Origin of the sequence: Mycobacterium sp. SM3041, from assembly GCF_039668335.1 — a bacterium.
Taxonomy (GTDB): domain Bacteria; phylum Actinomycetota; class Actinomycetes; order Mycobacteriales; family Mycobacteriaceae; genus Mycobacterium.
Window position 1 is genome coordinate 139,640 of record NZ_JAYXBQ010000044.1, and the last position, 17,232, is coordinate 156,871.

Genomic DNA, 17,232 nt, shown 5'->3' on the forward strand with positions numbered 1-17,232 from the left:
AACAGGTGGATAAGCATGCCGGTGGAGGATTCAACCCGCCCAAACCGACCACCCAGGGCGGCCCGGACTACGGCAGGTTCGTCGAATCCGTCCGTATGGCCGGCGACCACGCGCGCGGCGCCGACGCTCCGGACGACGTCATCACCGAGGCCGCGAACCTCATCGAACAGGCCAACGCCCTGCTGGCGCCGTACCGCGCCGATGAGTGGCACTCGCCCTCGGGCCGTCGGCTCGACCTGCCCAACCGCGGCAACGTCCTGAACGTACCGTCGGATCTCAAGGTCACCGATGACGGCCGGATCGCCGGTCCCGTCCGCTTCCGGCGCTTCCACCTCGGCCGAAACGGTGCCGCGCACGGCGGGTCCATCGGGCTGCTGTTCGACTCGGTGCTGGGGCATGCCGCCTACCGCCTGACCGACAGCCCGTTCCAGCGCACCGCCTACCTGCACATCAACTATCGGCAGATCGTCCCGGTCGAAAAAGACCTGCGCGCCACCGCGACGCTGGAGCGCGTCGAGGGCCGCAAGATCTTCATCACCGGCGCGCTGCTGGACGGCGACACGGTGCTCGCCGACGCCGAGGCCCTCTTCGTCAGGCTCAAGCCGGGTCAGCCCTGAGGCGGCGCTGCGCCGCGAAGCGATGACCGGTGCCGATAGCATGGTCGCGATCGTCACCTAACCAGTAGGAGTGTCTCGATGACCGCCGTCGCCAGCCCCGCACCAGCAGCCCCGATCCGGGTCGCTGCCGGGACTACCGCCGGCGCCGCGGTCCGCGAGGCCGGGCTGCCGCAGCGCGGCGAGGTCGACGCCATCGTCGTGGTCAAGGACGCCGACGGCCGGCTGCGCGACCTGTCCTGGACCCCGGAAGTCGACGTGGAGGTCATCCCGGTCGCCGCGAACACCGAGGACGGCCGCAGCGTCATCCGCCACTCGTGCGCCCATGTGCTGGCCCAGGCCGTGCAGGACCTGTTCCCGGAGGCCAAGCTCGGCATCGGCCCGCCGATCACCGACGGCTTCTACTACGACTTCGACGTCGCCGAGCCGTTCACGCCGGAGGATCTGGCCAAGCTCGAGAAGCGCATGCAGAAGATCATCAAGGACGGTCAGCTGTTCGACCGTCGCGTGTACGAGTCCAAGGAGCAGGCCCGCGAAGAGCTGGCCAAGGAGCCGTACAAGCTCGAATTGGTCGACGACAAGTCCGGTGATGCCGACATCATGGAGGTCGGCGGCGACGAGCTGACGGCCTACGACAACCTCAATCCCCGTACCCGCGAACGGGTTTGGGGCGACCTGTGCCGTGGCCCGCATATCCCGACCACCAGGCACATCCCGGCGTTCAAGCTCACCCGCAGCAGCGCGGCGTACTGGCGCGGCGACCAGAAGAACGCCAGCCTGCAGCGCGTCTACGGCACCGCCTGGGAGTCGCAGGAGGCCCTCGACAAGCACCTCGAGCTGATCGAGGAGGCGCTGCGCCGCGACCACCGCAAGCTGGGCGTGGAGCTGGACCTGTTCAGCTTCCCCGACGAGCTGGGCTCGGGCCTGCCGGTGTTCCACCCGAAGGGCGGCATCGTGCGCCGCGAGCTGGAGGACTACTCGCGCCGCAAGCACCAGGAAGCCGGCTACGAGTTCGTCAACACCCCGCACATCACCAAAGAGCAGCTGTACATCACCTCGGGTCACCTGGAGTGGTACGCCGACGGCATGTACCCGCCGATGCACATCGACGCGGAGTTCAACGAGGACGGCACGCTGCGCAAGCCGGGGCAGAACTACTACCTCAAGCCCATGAACTGCCCCATGCACCACCTGATCTTCCGGTCGCGGGGGCGGTCGTACCGCGAGCTGCCACTGCGGCTCTTCGAGTTCGGCAGCGTGTACCGGTACGAGAAGTCGGGCGTCGTCCACGGCCTGACCCGCGTGCGCGGCATGACGCAGGACGACGCGCACATCTACGTCACCCGTGACCAGATGCGCGACGAGCTGACCACGCTGCTGCAGTTCGTGCTGGATCTGCTGAGCGACTACGGCCTGGACGACTACTACCTGGAGCTGTCCACCAAGGACCCGGACAAGTACGTCGGCTCCGACGAGCTGTGGGACGAGGCCACCGAGACCCTGCGCGAGGTCGCCGAGGCCTCCGGTCTGGACCTGGTGCCCGACCCGGGCGGCGCGGCGTTCTACGGCCCCAAGATCTCCGTGCAGGTCAAGGACGCGCTGGGCCGCAGCTGGCAGATGTCGACCATCCAGCTGGACTTCAACATGCCCGACCGGTTCGAGCTGGAGTACACCGCGGCCGACGGCAGCCGGCAGCGCCCGGTGCTCATCCACCGTGCACTGTTCGGGTCCATCGAGCGGTTCTTCGGCGTGCTCACCGAGCACTACGCCGGCGCGTTCCCGGCCTGGCTGGCACCGGTGCAGGTCGTCGGCATCCCGGTCGCCGACGCGCACCTGGACTACCTGTACGACGTTGCGGCGCAACTGAAGTCGCGTGGCATTCGCGTGGAGGTCGACGGCAGCGACGACCGGATGGCGAAGAAAATCGTGAACCACACCAATCAGAAGGTGCCGTTCATGCTGCTCGCCGGTGACAAGGACATCGAATCGGGTGCCGTCTCCTTCCGGTTCGGTGACCGCACCCAGGTCAACGGCGTCCCGGTGGCCGAGGCCGTCGATCTCATCGCCGGGTGGATCGCGCGTCGCGAAAACGCTTTCCCGACGGCAGATTTGGTGAACGAGGCGCGGGGCGCACAGGCGTGACCGAGGATCGGAGCATCGTGGACCCCGGCGTCGGAGACGCCATTGTGGACCGGGGTGTCGGTGACGTCGACTACCTGCAGCGGCTGTGGACGCCGCACCGGATGAGCTACATCGTCGACGCTCCGATGAAGGGCGGCGAGGGCACGTCCGCGGGCTCGAAGCAGCCCTTCATCGACATTCCCACGATGTCCGACGAGGAAGGCCTGATCGTCGCGCGCGGCGAGCAGGTGTACGCGGTGCTGAACCTGTACCCGTACAACCCGGGACACCTCATGGTCGTGCCCTACCGCAAGGTGTCGGAGCTCGAGGACCTGACCGAGGCCGAGAGCAGCGAGCTGATGGCGTTCACCCAGAAGGCAATTCGCGTGATGAAGGCCATCTCGAACCCGCACGCCTTCAACGTCGGGCTCAACCTGGGCACCTCGGCCGGCGGCTCGCTGGCCGACCACCTGCACATGCACGTGGTGCCGCGCTGGGGCGGCGACGCCAACTTCATCACCGTCATCGGCGGTACCAAGGTGATCCCGCAGCTGCTGCGCGACACCCGCAAGCTGCTGGCCGACGAGTGGGCGGCGCAGGACCAGAAAGCGAAGCCGTGAGCGACTTCTACCTCCTGACCCGCGCGGCCTACACCAAGTTGAGCCGCCCGCTGGCCCGGGGAGCGCTGCGCATCGGCCTGACGCCGGACAGCGTCACCGTCCTGGGCACCACCGCGTCGGTCGTCGGCGCGCTGACGCTGTTCCCGACGGGGCACCTCTGGTACGGCGCCCTGGTGGTCTGGTTCTTCGTGCTCGCCGACATGCTCGACGGCGCCATGGCCCGCGAACGCGGCTACGGCACGCGACTCGGTGCGGTGCTCGACGCGACCTGCGACCGCATCGGTGACGGCGCCGTGTTCTGCGGCCTGCTGTGGTGGATCGCGTTCGAGATGCACGACAAGCCGCTGGCCGTCGCCACGTTGATCTGCCTGGTCACCTCGCAGGTCATCTCGTACATCAAGGCCCGCGCCGAAGCCAGCGGACTGAACGCCGACGGCGGCTTCATCGAACGCCCCGAACGGCTGATCATCGTCCTGGTGGGCGCCGGCTTCTCGGACCTGCCGATCCATCCGCTGCCGCTGGCGCTGCCCATCGCGATGTGGCTGCTGGCGGTGGCCAGCATCATCACGCTGGGCCAGCGGGTCGCCTCGGTGCGCCGTTCGCCGGGCGCCGACCAGCCGCTGCCGTCGAGTGCGCCGTCGAAGGAGCAGCAATGAGCGTCCCCACCGGCGGTGTGCCGTCCTTCGGGGGTTTCGACGTCCCGATGGGCGAGCAGCTCAAGGACCTCGGCTATGCCGCGGGTTGGGGGCTGATCCGGACCATGCCGGAGTTCGCCGCCCGCAACATGTTCGACGCGGGTGCGCTGTATGCGGCGCGCGGCGGCGGTCCCGAGCAGTTGCGCAAGAATCTGGCCCGGGTGCTGGGTGTGCGGCCGGCCAAGGTGCCGGGCCGCGTCATCCGCGCCTCGCTGGCGTCGTACGGCCGTTACTGGCGGGAGGCCTTCCGGCTGCCGTCGATGAACCAGCGCACGCTCGGGGAGAGGCTCCGGCACTGCCTGGTGGGTACCGACCACATCGCCCGCGGGCTCGAGAACGGTAACGGCGTCATCCTGGCGCTGCCGCACAGCGGCAACTGGGACATGGCCGGTGTCTCGGTGGTGCACCAGTACGGCAAGTTCACGACGGTGGCCGAGCGCCTCAAACCCGAGTCGCTGTACAACCGGTTCGTCGAGTACCGCGAGTCGCTGGGATTCGAGATTCTGCCGCTGACGGGGGGAGTGCGCCCGCCGTTCGACGTGCTGACCGAGCGGCTGGAGGCCAACCGCATCGTCTGCCTGATGGCCGACCGGGACCTGTCCCGAAATGGCTTGCAGGTCAACCTCTTCGGCGAGCCAACCCGCATGCCTGCCGGCGCTGCCAAGCTCGCGCTGAAGACCGGTGCGACGCTGCTGACCGTGCACTGCTGGAACAAGCCCAACGACTGGCAGTTCGACATTTCCGGGCCGGTCGACACCTCGAGCGGCGACGTCGCGACCATCACGCAGGCTCTGGCCACCCGCTTCGAAGCGGGCATCGCCGCGCACCCCACGGACTGGCACATGCTGCAACCGCAGTGGCTGGCCGACCTGTCCGAGGAACGTCGGGCCCGGTTGGCCGGGAACGACTGATGCGCATCGGCATGGTGTGCCCGTACTCGTTCGACGTACCGGGCGGCGTTCAGGCACACGTGCTGCAACTGGCCGAGGTGATGCGCGGCTACGGCCACACGGTCAGTGTGCTGGCGCCCTCGTCGGCCGAGACGCACGCCGACCTGCCCGACTACGTCGTCTCCGGCGGCAAGGCCGTGCCCATCCCGTACAACGGGTCCGTGGCGCGGCTGCGATTCGGGCCGGCCACCCGCCGGATGGTCAAGCGCTGGATCGTCGAGGGCGACTTCGACGTACTGCACCTGCACGAGCCCAATGCCCCGAGCCTGTCGCTGCTGGCGCTCATGGTGGCCAACGGCCCGATCGTCGCGACGTTCCATACGTCGACCACGAAGTCGTTGACACTCAACGTCTTTCAGGGAATTCTGCGGCCCTGGAACGAGAAGATCATGGGTCGCATCGCGGTGTCCGATCTGGCACGGCGCTGGCAGATGGAAGCCCTTGGCTCGGATGCTGTCGAGATTCCCAACGGCGTCGACGTGTCGGCGTTCGACAACGCGCCGCTGCTGCCCGGCTATCCGCGGCCCGGCCGCACGGTGCTGTTCCTCGGCCGGTTCGACGAGCCGCGCAAAGGCATGCAGGTGCTCGTCGGCGCGCTGCCCAAGCTCGTGGCGGCCTGCCCGGACGTCGAGGTGCTGGTCGTCGGCCGCGGCGACGAGGAGGCACTCAAGGAGACCGTCGGCGAGCATGCGGGGCACCTGCGGTTCCTCGGTCTGGTCGATGATGCCGAGAAGGCGTCGGCGATGCGCAGCGCCGACGTCTACTGCGCCCCGAACACCGGCGGCGAGAGCTTCGGCATCGTGCTGGTCGAGGCCATGGCCGCGGGTACACCCGTGGTGGCCAGCGACCTGGACGCCTTCCGGCGCGTGCTGGACCAGGGTGCGGCGGGCCGGCTGGTGCCGGTCGACGACGCCGAAGCCCTCGGCGAAGCGCTGGTCGAGATGCTGTCGAACGACGCCGCCCGCCGCCGGTACGCCGAGGCGGCCGCCCAGGCGGTGCGGCGATACGACTGGTCGGTGGTCGCGCAGCAGATCATGCTGGTCTACGAGACGGTGGCCGGATCGGGGATCAAGGTCAGGGTGGAGGCCTGATGAGCTGGCTGCTGATCGTCGCACTGGTCTTGCTGGTGCTCACGGTCCTGTTCACCGTCGTGTGGGCCTATCAGACCGCGCATCGGCTCGACCGGCTGCACGTCCGCTACGACCTGTCGTGGCAGGCTCTGGACGGGGCGCTGGCCCGGCGCGCGGTGGTGGCCCGGGCCGTCGCCGCCGACGCGTACGGTTCCCGGCCGGCGGGCCGCCGTCTCGCGGCGCTGGCGGACGAAGCCGAGCGGGCACCGCGCGCGGCCCGCGAGGCCGCCGAGAACGAACTGTCGGGAGCCCTGGCGCAGGTCGATCCGGCATCCATCCCGGTCACCCTGGTCGCCGAGCTCGCCGACGCCGAGGCCCGGGTACTGCTGGCCCGCCGCTTCCACAACGACGCCGTGCGCGACACCCTCGCCCTGCGCGAGCGCACCCTGGTGCGCTGGCTGCACCTGGGTGGAACCGCGGCCATGCCAACGTATTTCGAGATCGTCGAGCGGGCGTCGCGGCACGAGCCCGGCGCGGTGGGACGACGCACGTCGGCCCGCGTGGTGCTGCTGGACCAGGACGGGCAGGTGCTGCTGTTCTGCGGCAGCGACCCGGCCGCCGACCCGCTGATGGCGCCGCGGTGGTGGTTCACCGTCGGGGGAGCGGTCGAACCGGACGAATCGCTGCCCGACGCGGCAGCCCGTGAGGTGGCCGAGGAGACCGGGCTGAAGGTCGACCCGGCCGATCTGATCGGCCCGGTGTGGCGGCGTGAGGCGGTGTTCGAGTTCAACGGGTCTGTGATCCGCAGCGAGGAATTCTTCTTCGTGTACCGCACCTCACGATTCGAGCCGGTGACCACCGGTCACACCACGGTCGAACGGCAGTCGATCCACGCCCACCGCTGGTGCGACGCGGCGGTCATCGCCCGGCTGGCCGCCGATGGTGAGACTGTCTACCCATTGCAGCTCGGCGAATACCTTTCCCTCGCAGGCGAATTGGCGGACGGGAAGGCTCCGGCGGCGATGGCCGGCCCGGCGCCGCAGACCATCCGCTGACCTGCGCGGATAACCGATTTGGTACGGCCACTAGACTTGGCGGGTACCAAATTCTTGAGGGAGATTGCAGTGGATACCGCAGCGGACAACAGCGGTCAGACGGGCACCGCCCGGGTCAAGCGCGGCATGGCCGAGATGCTGAAGGGCGGCGTCATCATGGACGTCGTAACACCCGAGCAGGCGCGCATCGCCGAAGGCTCAGGCGCCGTAGCCGTCATGGCGCTCGAGCGCGTGCCCGCCGATATCCGCGCGCAGGGTGGCGTCTCGCGGATGAGCGACCCGGACATGATCGAGGGCATCATCGACGCCGTCACCATCCCGGTGATGGCCAAGGCCCGCATCGGCCACTTCGTCGAGGCGCAGATTCTGCAGAGCCTCGGCGTGGACTACATCGACGAGTCCGAGGTGCTGACCCCGGCCGACTACACCCACCACATCGACAAGTGGAAGTTCACCGTGCCGTTCGTGTGCGGCGCCACCAACCTGGGTGAGGCCCTGCGTCGCATCAACGAGGGCGCGGCCATGATCCGCTCGAAGGGTGAGGCCGGCACCGGTGACGTCTCCAACGCCACTACGCACATGCGCAAGATCGGCGGCGAGATCCGTCGGCTGACGTCGCTGTCGGAGGACGAACTGTACGTTGCCGCAAAGGAATTGCAGGCGCCGTACGAGCTGGTGGTCGAGGTCGCGCGGGCCGGCAAGCTGCCCGTGACGCTGTTCACCGCCGGTGGCATCGCCACCCCGGCCGACGCCGCGATGATGATGCAGCTGGGCGCCGAAGGCGTGTTCGTCGGTTCGGGCATCTTCAAGTCGGGTGACCCGGCCGCTCGTGCCGCGGCCATCGTCAAGGCCACGACGTTCTACGACGACCCGGACACGCTGGCCAAGGTGTCGCGCGGTCTGGGTGAGGCCATGGTCGGCATCAACGTGGAGGACGTGCCGGAGCCTCATCGGCTCGCAGAGCGTGGCTGGTAAAACCAACAGGTGGCAATCGAGCAGATACTCGACCTCGAACAACTCGAGGTCAACATCTACCGCGGCAGTGTCTTCAGCCCGGAATCGGGTTTTCTGCAGCGCACTTTCGGTGGCCACGTAGCCGGTCAGTCGTTGGTGTCGGCGGTGCGCACCGTGGAGCCGAAGTACCAGGTGCACTCGCTGCACGGGTACTTCCTGCGTCCCGGTGACGCCCGCGCACCGACGGTGTACATGGTGGAGCGCATTCGCGACGGTGGGTCGTTCTGCACCCGCCGCGTGAGTGCCATCCAGCACGGCGAGAACATCTTCTCGATGTCGGCGTCGTTCCAGACCGACCAGTCCGGCATCGAGCACCAGGACGCCATGCCGGTGCCGCCGCCGCCCGACCTGTCGAAGGGCTTCCGGTCCGCCGGGGCGTTCGACGACGCCGGGTTCGCCCAGTTTGCCGAATGGGACGTGCGCATCGTGCCGCGCGACCAGGTCGTCCGGGTGCCCGGCAAGGCGTCGCAGCAGCAGGTCTGGTTCCGGCACCGCGACCCGCTGCCCGACGACCACGTCCTGCACATCTGCGCCCTGGCCTACATGAGCGACCTGACCCTGCTGGGTTCGGCGCAGGTGAATCACCTTGAGGTACGCAAACATATGAACATCGCCTCGCTGGACCACGCCATGTGGTTCATGCGGCCGTTCCGGGCCGACGAATGGCTGCTGTACGACCAGTCGTCGCCGTCGGCGTGCGGCGGCCGCGCGCTGACGCAGGGCAAGATTTTCAACCAGTACGGCGAGATGGTGGCCGCCGTGATGCAGGAGGGGCTGACCCGCTACAACCGCGGCTTCGTCCCACCGGCCGAGTGAGCCCGCACGTCGGTGTCCTGGCCTTGCAGGGGGACACCCGAGAGCATCTGGCTGCCCTGCGCGAAGCGGGCGCCGAGGTGTCCACGGTCCGGCGCCTCACGGAGCTGAATGCCGTTGACGCCCTGGTGATCCCGGGCGGCGAGTCCACCGCGATGAGCCACCTGCTGCGCGAGCTGGAACTCCTCGAGCCGCTGCGCGACCGCCTGGCCGCGGGCATGCCGTGCTACGGATCGTGCGCCGGCATGATCCTGCTCGCCACCGAGATCAACGACGCCGGTGTGCCGGGCCGTGAGGCCCTGCCGCTACGCGGGATCGATATGACGGTGCGGCGCAACGCCTTCGGCCGGCAGGTCGACTCGTTCGAAGACGACCTCGATTTCGTCGGCCTCGACGATCCCGTGCACGCGGTGTTCATCCGGGCGCCCTGGGTCGAGCGCGTCGGGCCCGACGTCGAGGTGCTGGCCCGCGCGGCCGGACACCCCGTCGCCGTCCGTCAGGGCCGCATGCTCGCGACGTCGTTCCACCCCGAGGTCACCGGCGACCGGCGCATCCACAAGCTCTTCGTCGAGTCCCTCTGACCGCGACAACCAGACGCGCAGGCGCTCGTAGATCCGCTCGTCGTTCAGCAGCGTGAAGTGGTGCGCCTCCGGTAGATGCAGGCGATTTTCGCGGTCAAACCCCATGTCGCGCTTGCGGCTTCGGCCTTGCGCGCTGCGCACCTGCACGAGTCCGTCGCCGAGTACCCAGCCGATCGGGTTGGCCGGCGTGCGGGCGATGGTCGCGGTCACGCAGTAGTACGAGACCCCCTCGAGCAGTGGCACGTCGATCGGCGGCTGCTGCGCCCGCAGGGCGTCCGGTTCGCAGTCGCGCCAGTCGCGTTCGTCGAGTGAGCCGAACCGCAAGTCTCTGATCCCGGTGCTGCGCCGGCGCAGCAGGTTGCCGAACGGGCGGGTCTCGGGCAGTGCGCTGAGCGCCGCCGACCCGTAGTGCACGACCTTCTCCAACGGTGCGCCGGTGTGCGGGGTGCCCAGCGTGACGACGGTGCGCACCCGATTCACCCATGACGCGCCGGGCACCGCGCACGCCGATCGGACGACCAACCCGCCCATCGAATGGCCGACCAGGGATATCGACGTGACCGGCACCGGCCAGGCGGCCACCAGCTGGTCCAGCAGTTCGGACAGCAGCACGCCGTTGTCGGAGATGTGCAGGCCGGTGTTGTAGCGAATCTCGACGCCGGTGATGCCGATGTCGGCCCCGAGCCGCTGGGCGTACGTCGGCCGCTTTCCCAGGGCCCAGAAGGCCTCGGTCTCGATCAGGCCGTGGAGGAACACCACGACGTCACCCGTCGCGGCCGGATAAGCGGCGCGCAGGCTGTCGGTGTCGAGGGTGACCGGCCGGCCGTCGACCCGCACCGACATCGTCGTCGCCAGCACGGAACCCTGCTCGTGGAGCTTGTCGCCGATCAAACCCTGCAGCACCGCGAGGACGCGTGCGCCACCGGCCTGATCGGACAGCTTGCCTGCGGTCTGGTCGTGCACGGCTTTGCCGGCGATGGGCGCGGCCGTGGTGGCCACATGGCTGATGGTGGAGTAGACGCCGTCGGTGATGGCGTCGTAGACGACCTTCACGGGCTTGGCGGCCGGGCCGACGCCAAGGCCCACCAGTCGGAAGACCCGCTCGGAGATGGCGCGCTGGACCTTGTGGATGCCGTCGACGGCGGTGCCCAGCTCGTTGAGTCCGAGCTCGGTGAGGGCGGCGGCTTCGCTGGCGAGAGGGTCGTCCATAGGTTGAGTGTACGACTGTTCACTGGAGGGCCTTCTGTGAATCCGCTGATTGTGAGCAGTTTCATCACGTCCGCACGTCATAGCGGCGGCTCGCCCGCTTCACAGCTGGGCCATAGCTGGGGCTGCCTTAATGGTCGGGTGACTACGACATCCGCCGCCGTCCTGGACGCCCCGATGGCCGAGCCGGAGATCACGGCACCCACCAAGACCCGCGAGCGCGCGGCGCTGGCCGTGCTGCTGATCGTGACGGCCGTCGGCTACCTGTGGAACATCACGGTCAACGGCATGGGCAACCAGTTCTATGCCGCCGCCGTGTGGGCCGGCTCCCGGAACTGGGAGGCGCTGTTGTTCGGCTCCATCGACCCGAACAACGTCATCACCGTCGACAAGCCGCCGCTGTCGCAGTGGGTGATGGCGCTGTCCGGGCAGATTTTCGGCTTCAGCAGCGCGAGCATGTTGATCCCCGAGGCGTTGATGGCCGTCGGCTCGGTGTGGCTGCTCTGCGCCGCGGTACGACGGGCCAGTGGTCCGGCGGCCGGGCTGCTCGCCGGTGCGGTGCTCGCGCTGACCCCGGTGTCCGCCATGATGTTCCGCTTCAACAACCCCGACGCGGCCATGGTGCTGCTGATGACACTGGCCGCGTACTTCACGGTCCGTGCGCTCGACAACGGTGCACATGGCGCGGCTCGCCGCGGCGGCGCCAAGTGGATGGCCCTTGCCGGTGTCGCACTGGGTTTCGCGTTCCTGGCCAAGATGCTCGAGGGTCTGATGGTCATGCCGGCGCTCGGTCTGACGTACCTCGTCGCCGCGCCCGTCGCGCTACGCGCCCGGCTGTGGCACCTGCTCGGTGCACTCGCGGCCATGCTGGTCTCCGCCGGCTGGTTCGTGGTGTTGACGATCCTGTGGCCGGCGTCGTCCCGGCCCTACATGGCCGGCTCGACCGACAACAGTTTCATGAATCTGGTGTTGGGCTACAACGGCTTTGGTCGCGTGCTCGGCAAGAACCACATGGGTAAGAGCGACCCCGACAAGCCGTCGACGGTGCACACCCTCACCGGGGAACACGCCGGACACGCCGCCGGTGAGACGATCAAGACCGCCGGGCACCATGGCTTCGGCATGGGTGATCAGACTCAGGGCCTGCCGCGGCTGTTCACCGGTGAATTCGGTTTCGAGATCGGCTGGCTGGTGCCGGCCGCGCTGCTGGCCACCGTGCTCGTACTGATCTCGCGCGGTCGCGCACCGCGCACCGATCGGGTCCGGGCCGGCGCCATCCTGTTCGGCGGCTGGCTCGTCAGTGTCGGCCTGGTGCTGAGCTTCATGAAGACCAACGTGCACCCGTACTACTGCCTCGCGCTGGCTCCGGCCATGGCGGCGATGTTCGCCGTCTTCGTCATCGAGTTCTGGCGCCGCCGGGACTCCCGGTTCCACCGGATCGGCTTGGCCGCAGTGCTTTTGGCCAGCGGGATGTGGGGCTTCGTGATTCTCGGCCGCAACGCCGACTGGCTGCCCGCACTGCGCTGGGTGATCCTGGCTGCCGCCGTCGTCGGCACGGTCGCATTCGTGTGGCCCGGGCGTCAGCGGGTGGCGGCAGCCGCGGTGGCGTTGGCGATGTTCGGCGCTGTCGGGGGTTCGGTGGCCTACTCGCTCGCGACCTTCGGCCAGCCGCACCTCGGCGGCGGGCCTTCCGTCGGCCCCGCGGACAAGGACGACAAACACGGCGGCTGGGGTCAGCGTGACGAGAACCCCCAACTGAACGCGCTGCTCAAGGCCACGAGCACCAAGTGGTCCGCGGCGATCGACCGGTCGTCGCCGGCCGCCGGTCTGGAGCTCGACACCCGCACGCCCGTCATCGCGATCGGTGGCTTCGGCGGGTCCGATCCGGCGCCGACGCTGCAGCAGTTCCAGTCCTACGTGGCGGCCCACGAGGTGGCGTACTACATCGTCTCCGACAACAAGGGGCACTGGGGCGCCGATGCGCACAGCGACATCGCCGACTGGGTGGGCGTCAACTTCGCGCCGATGAAGGTCGGGTCGGACACCGTCTACAACCTGCTGCAGCCGGTCCGGAAGTAGTGATTGACCAGGCCTGTCGGGGCCTCCGATTCGTCCACGTAAACTGATCAGCTGACGTTTGATCAGAAAGAGGGCGTACACGCATGAGCGGCCATTCCAAGTGGGCGACAACCAAGCACAAGAAGGCCGTCATCGACGCCAAGCGCGGCAAGATGTTCGCCAAGCTGATCAAGAACATCGAGGTCGCGGCCCGCGTCGGCGGCGGCGACCCGGCCGGTAACCCGACCCTGTACGACGCCATCCAGAAGGCCAAGAAGAGCTCGGTACCGAACGACAACATCGAGCGGGCCCGCAAGCGCGGCGGCGGCGAGGAAGCCGGCGGCGCCGACTGGCAGACCATCATGTACGAGGGCTACGGCCCCAACGGTGTCGCGGTGCTCATCGAGTGTCTGACCGACAACCGCAACCGCGCCGCCGGTGAGGTCCGCGTCGCGATGACCCGCAACGGCGGCAACATGGCCGACCCGGGTTCGGTCGCCTACCTGTTCTCCCGCAAGGGCATCATCACGCTCGAGAAGAACGGCCAGACCGAGGACGACGTGCTGATGGCCGTCCTCGATGCCGGTGCCGAAGAGGTCAACGACCTCGGTGACTCGTTCGAGGTCATCTGCGAGCCCACCGACCTGGTCGCGGTGCGTACCGCGCTGCAGGACGCCGGCATCGACTACGACTCGGCCGAGTCCGGCTTCCAGTCGTCGGTGTCCGTCGAGGTCGACCTCGAGGGCGCCCGCAAGGTGTTCAAGCTCGTCGACGCCCTCGAGGACAGCGACGACGTCCAGAACGTCTACACCAACGTCGAGATCCCGGACGACGTCGCCGCGCAGCTCGACGAGGAGTAGCCGCTCCGGCGGTAGCCTGCCGAGCATGTCCGAGCCGCCTCCGTTCAGCCCGACTGTCACGCTGCTGACCGTCAGTCGGGTGTGGGACGCCGCATTCGCCGACGCTCTCAAGCCCCTCGGGCTGACGACGCGCAAGTACGGACTGCTCGGGCACATCCGGGGCAGCGCCGGCATCTCGTTCAGTGAACTCGCCCGGCGTTCGCGCATCACCGTGCAGAGTGCGCACGCGGCGGTCGCGGCGTTCGTCGAGGCGGGACTCGTCGACGACAGCACGGCGCACGCCGGTGCTGCTTCTACGTTGCGCGTGACGGCCGCGGGGGAGTCGTTGCTGAACCGCGCGGCTGACGTCGTGGCCCGTCTGGACACCGAGTTCGCGGCACAAAACCCTGAACTGACCGACGCATTACGCGAGTACATGAGACGAGTCATGTCCGCTTCGCCATAACCTTCAGTTAGACTGAAGGTTATGCAAGCGTTGTTGCTGTCCGTCCACGTCGTCGCGGGCATCCTCTTCGTCGGGCCGATCGCCGTGGCCACCAGCCTGTTTCCCCGCTACGCGCCGGCCGGCGGACCGTCGGCGAACGCGGAACGCAACGACGGCGTCGCCCGTGCGCTGCACCGCATCACACGCGTCTACGGGGTGCTGGCGCTCGTTGTGCCCGTCGTCGGCCTCGCCCTCGCCGGTGTCCAGGGGCGCTCGACCGAGGTCTGGATCATCGTGGCCATGGTGCTCACGGCCATCGCCGGCGGACTGCTCGCGTTCCAGATCGCCCCGCGTCAGCGGGCGGCGCTCGCCGCGCCCGACGATGGGCGGCAGTTGCGCACCCTCGGCATGGTGACCGGCATGTTCAACCTGCTGTGGGTGATCGTCGTGGTGCTGATGGTCGTGCACCCGGGCTCCAGGTACGTGTGAGCATCCGACCCGGCGTGTCACATCGGTGTCGCGCAGCGGAAACCCGCAGCCGCACTGCAAGATGTCCCGATGGCAGCGGTGACGGATCCGGACGGGGTGGAGTGGCGCGTGCGCCGGCGCTGGTGGCCGTTCTGGGATGTGTTCGACATCGTCGACATCGCGTTCCTGGATTGGGTGGGCGTGGTGCTGGCTCTTCCGCTGTTGATCCTGTGGCCGTTCTGGCTGCTGGCCAAGCTGTTCGGGGTGCGCTGGAAGATCATCGTGGAACGCGGTGGCGCCGAGACGCACCGTGAACTCGTCCGCTGGTGGGGAGCGTCGGAAGCGCGCATCGCCGAACTGACCCAGGAGATTCGGCAGGGCGCGCGGTCGGGGTACTTCCAGATCTGAGCGTGTCCCTGGCGCAACCTGTCGCCACCGCCCGCTAAGCTATCGAACAGCTGTTCGGGACCTAGTGAGGAGTGGGCGTGCGGGTGATGGGCGTCGACCCTGGTCTGACGCGCTGTGGTCTCTCGATGATCGAGGGAGGCACGGGGCGCAAGGTGACCGCGCTCGATGTCGACGTGGTGCGCACCCCGTCCGACGTCGAACTGCAGCGGCGGCTGCTGACCATCAGCGACACCGTCGAGCACTGGATGGACACGCATCGTCCCGACGTCATCGCCATCGAGCGGGTCTTCGCCAACCAGAACGCCAACACCGCCATGGGCACTGCACAGGCCGGCGGCGTCATCGCGCTGGCGGCGGCGCGCCGGGGCATCGACGTGTACTTCCACACGCCCAGTGAGGTGAAGGCCGCGGTCACCGGAAACGGTCGTGCGGACAAGGCTCAGGTCACCACCATGGTCACCAAAATTCTTGGGCTGCAACAGAAACCGACTCCGGCCGACGCGGCTGACGCGCTCGCGCTGGCCATCTGCCACTGCTGGCGGGCGCCCATGATCGCCCGGATGGCCGCGGCGGAGGCCAAGGCCGCGGAGTTCAAGAAGCAGTACGCAGCGAAGGTGAAGGCGGCGCGCGCATGATCGCATCGGTCCGTGGCGAGGTCATCGACATCGCGCTCGATCACGCGGTGATCGAGGCCGCCGGTGTCGGCTACAAGATCATGGCCACCCCCGCGACGCTGTCCACGCTGCGCCGCGGCACCGAGTCACGGCTGATCACCGCCATGATCGTGCGCGAGGATTCGCAGACCCTGTACGGCTTCGCCGACTCCGACGCCCGCGACCTGTTCAACACGCTGCTCGGCGTCTCGGGCGTCGGCCCCAAGATCGCGCTGGCGACCCTCGCGGTCTACGACGCCCCGACCCTGCGGCAGGCGCTGGCCGACGGCGACGTCACCGCTCTCACCCGGGTGCCGGGCATCGGCAAGCGCGGCGCCGAACGCATGGTCCTGGAACTGCGCGACAAGATCGGTGCGACGACGGGTGCCGGAGCGGGCGTCGCCGGTGGCCACTCCATTCGCGGTCCCGTCGTGGAAGCCCTTGTCGGACTTGGCTTTCCGGCCAAGCAGGCCGAAGAGGCCACCGACAAGGTGCTGGCCAACGATCCGGACGCCAACACCGCCACCGCGCTGCGGTCGGCCCTGTCGATGCTGGGTAAGAAGTGAGCCGGTTCGAGGACGAGGGCACCGAGCCCGACGAGCGGGACGTCTCGCCCGCACTCACTGTCGGCGAGGGCGACGTCGACGCCAGCCTGCGGCCCAAATCGCTACGCGAGTTCATCGGCCAGCCCCGGGTCCGCGAGCAGCTGCAGCTGGTGCTCGAAGGCGCCAAGAACCGCGGCGGTACCCCCGACCACATCCTGCTGTCCGGCCCGCCCGGTCTGGGCAAGACGTCGCTGGCCATGATCATCGCCGCCGAGCTGGGGTCGTCGCTGCGTGTCACCTCCGGGCCTGCGCTGGAGCGCGCCGGCGACCTGGCCGCCATGCTCAGCAACCTGGTCGAGGGCGACGTTTTGTTCATCGACGAAATCCATCGCATCGCCCGGCCCGCCGAAGAGATGCTGTACCTCGCCATGGAGGACTTCCGGGTCGACGTGGTGGTCGGTAAGGGACCCGGCGCGACGTCGATTCCGCTGGAGGTCGCGCCGTTCACCCTGGTCGGGGCGACGACAAGGTCGGGCGCACTGACCGGCCCGTTGCGTGACCGGTTCGGGTTCACGGCACACATGGACTTCTACGAACCGCCCGAGCTGGAGCGGGTGCTCGCCCGGTCGGCCGGCATCCTCGGCATCGAACTCGGTGCCGAAGCCGGTGCCGAAGTGGCTCGGCGGTCCCGCGGCACGCCCCGTATCGCGAACCGGCTGCTGCGCCGGGTCCGGGACTATGCCGAGGTCCGTGCCGACGGCGTCATCACCCGCGACGTGGCCAAGGCCGCACTCGCCGTCTATGACGTCGACGAGCTCGGCCTGGACCGGCTGGACCGGGCCGTATTGACCGCGCTGACAAAGAGTTTCGGGGGCGGCCCGGTCGGGGTCTCGACGCTGGCGGTCGCGGTCGGGGAGGAGGCCACCACCGTCGAGGAGGTGTGCGAGCCGTTCCTGGTGCGGGCCGGGATGATCGCCCGGACGCCGCGGGGGCGCGTGGCGACGCCGCAGGCGTGGACGCACCTGGGCCTGCAACCGCCGATAAACGGACTTGGACAGGCCGGGCTGTTTGAATAGG

General features: G+C 68.6%; 18 protein-coding genes and 1 pseudogene. 18 read left to right on the plus strand and 1 reads right to left on the minus strand.

All coding sequences use genetic code 11. The features are described from left to right. Window positions 1–5 precede the first annotated feature (5 nt). The 10 genes from VXD91_RS12850 to pdxT all read left to right on the plus strand — a co-directional run bounded on the left by VXD91_RS12850 (window position 6) and on the right by pdxT (window position 9,533). Window positions 6–617, plus strand: coding sequence for a PaaI family thioesterase (locus VXD91_RS12850; protein ID WP_212811641.1), 612 nt, complete (start codon window positions 6–8; stop codon window positions 615–617). A gap of 78 nt (window positions 618–695) precedes the next feature. Beyond that, window positions 696–2,756 carry a threonine--tRNA ligase gene (gene thrS, locus VXD91_RS12855; protein WP_346415563.1) on the plus strand — a complete coding sequence of 687 codons (2,061 nt, stop codon included), beginning with the start codon at window positions 696–698 and terminating at the stop codon, window positions 2,754–2,756. Then, entirely contained in the window at window positions 2,753–3,355 is a 603-nt protein-coding gene (locus VXD91_RS12860) for an HIT domain-containing protein (protein ID WP_020101783.1), read from the plus strand. Before thrS ends, VXD91_RS12860 begins: the two co-directional genes overlap by 4 nt. Continuing rightward, entirely contained in the window at window positions 3,352–4,011 is a 660-nt protein-coding gene (gene pgsA / locus VXD91_RS12865) for a phosphatidylinositol phosphate synthase (RefSeq protein WP_212811639.1), read from the plus strand. Before VXD91_RS12860 ends, pgsA begins: the two co-directional genes overlap by 4 nt. Then, on the plus strand, window positions 4,008–4,961 hold the full coding sequence (locus tag VXD91_RS12870; RefSeq protein WP_346415564.1) for a phosphatidylinositol mannoside acyltransferase: 954 nt from the start codon (window positions 4,008–4,010) through the stop codon (window positions 4,959–4,961). The genes pgsA and VXD91_RS12870 overlap by 4 nt, the downstream gene beginning before the upstream one ends. Beyond that, complete coding sequence (locus VXD91_RS12875; protein ID WP_135356932.1) at window positions 4,961–6,091, plus strand: glycosyltransferase family 4 protein; 1,131 nt, start codon at window positions 4,961–4,963, stop codon at window positions 6,089–6,091. The genes VXD91_RS12870 and VXD91_RS12875 overlap by 1 nt, the downstream gene beginning before the upstream one ends. Continuing rightward, the gene (locus tag VXD91_RS12880; RefSeq protein ID WP_209841214.1) at window positions 6,091–7,125 is read left to right on the plus strand and encodes an NUDIX domain-containing protein; all 1,035 of its coding nucleotides are present in this window, start codon (window positions 6,091–6,093) and stop codon (window positions 7,123–7,125) included. The genes VXD91_RS12875 and VXD91_RS12880 overlap by 1 nt, the downstream gene beginning before the upstream one ends. Before the next feature lie 69 nt (window positions 7,126–7,194). Further along, on the plus strand, window positions 7,195–8,100 hold the full coding sequence (gene pdxS, locus VXD91_RS12885) for a pyridoxal 5'-phosphate synthase lyase subunit PdxS (RefSeq protein WP_020101778.1): 906 nt from the start codon (window positions 7,195–7,197) through the stop codon (window positions 8,098–8,100). A gap of 9 nt (window positions 8,101–8,109) precedes the next feature. After that, window positions 8,110–8,955 (plus strand): acyl-CoA thioesterase II, encoded by an 846-nt coding sequence (gene tesB, locus VXD91_RS12890; protein ID WP_135356934.1) that lies wholly within the window; start codon window positions 8,110–8,112, stop codon window positions 8,953–8,955. Further along, window positions 8,952–9,533 carry a pyridoxal 5'-phosphate synthase glutaminase subunit PdxT gene (pdxT, locus tag VXD91_RS12895; protein ID WP_135356935.1) on the plus strand — a complete coding sequence of 194 codons (582 nt, stop codon included), beginning with the start codon at window positions 8,952–8,954 and terminating at the stop codon, window positions 9,531–9,533. Before tesB ends, pdxT begins: the two co-directional genes overlap by 4 nt. A gap of 357 nt (window positions 9,534–9,890) precedes the next feature. Here pdxT and VXD91_RS12900 read toward each other — a convergent pair. After that, window positions 9,891–10,823, minus strand: a pseudogene (locus VXD91_RS12900) (alpha/beta hydrolase); the annotation flags it as partial. A 93-nt stretch (window positions 10,824–10,916) separates the two neighbouring features. Between VXD91_RS12900 and VXD91_RS12905 the strand changes: the two are divergent. The 8 genes from VXD91_RS12905 to ruvB all read left to right on the plus strand — a co-directional run bounded on the left by VXD91_RS12905 (window position 10,917) and on the right by ruvB (window position 17,231). After that, window positions 10,917–12,818 (plus strand): glycosyltransferase family 39 protein, encoded by a 1,902-nt coding sequence (locus tag VXD91_RS12905; protein ID WP_318984618.1) that lies wholly within the window; start codon window positions 10,917–10,919, stop codon window positions 12,816–12,818. Window positions 12,819–12,901: 83 nt separating this feature from the next. After that, the gene (locus tag VXD91_RS12910; RefSeq protein ID WP_212811635.1) at window positions 12,902–13,657 is read left to right on the plus strand and encodes a YebC/PmpR family DNA-binding transcriptional regulator; all 756 of its coding nucleotides are present in this window, start codon (window positions 12,902–12,904) and stop codon (window positions 13,655–13,657) included. A 25-nt stretch (window positions 13,658–13,682) separates the two neighbouring features. Continuing rightward, window positions 13,683–14,102: a MarR family winged helix-turn-helix transcriptional regulator gene (locus VXD91_RS12915; RefSeq protein ID WP_318984449.1), complete on the plus strand. Its 420-nt coding sequence runs from the start codon at window positions 13,683–13,685 to the stop codon at window positions 14,100–14,102. Between the two features lie 21 nt (window positions 14,103–14,123). Beyond that, the gene (locus VXD91_RS12920) at window positions 14,124–14,570 is read left to right on the plus strand and encodes a hypothetical protein (RefSeq protein WP_318984450.1); all 447 of its coding nucleotides are present in this window, start codon (window positions 14,124–14,126) and stop codon (window positions 14,568–14,570) included. A gap of 69 nt (window positions 14,571–14,639) precedes the next feature. Beyond that, window positions 14,640–14,957, plus strand: a complete 318-nt coding sequence (locus VXD91_RS12925; protein WP_212811632.1) for a hypothetical protein — start codon at window positions 14,640–14,642, stop codon at window positions 14,955–14,957. A gap of 77 nt (window positions 14,958–15,034) precedes the next feature. Then, a complete protein-coding gene (gene ruvC / locus VXD91_RS12930; RefSeq protein ID WP_212811631.1) occupies window positions 15,035–15,592 on the plus strand; it encodes a crossover junction endodeoxyribonuclease RuvC in 558 nt (185 codons plus the stop codon). Then, window positions 15,589–16,176, plus strand: coding sequence for a Holliday junction branch migration protein RuvA (gene ruvA, locus VXD91_RS12935; protein WP_318984452.1), 588 nt, complete (start codon window positions 15,589–15,591; stop codon window positions 16,174–16,176). The genes ruvC and ruvA overlap by 4 nt, the downstream gene beginning before the upstream one ends. Beyond that, complete coding sequence (ruvB, locus tag VXD91_RS12940) at window positions 16,173–17,231, plus strand: Holliday junction branch migration DNA helicase RuvB (protein WP_212811629.1); 1,059 nt, start codon at window positions 16,173–16,175, stop codon at window positions 17,229–17,231. Before ruvA ends, ruvB begins: the two co-directional genes overlap by 4 nt. Window position 17,232 lies beyond the last annotated feature (1 nt).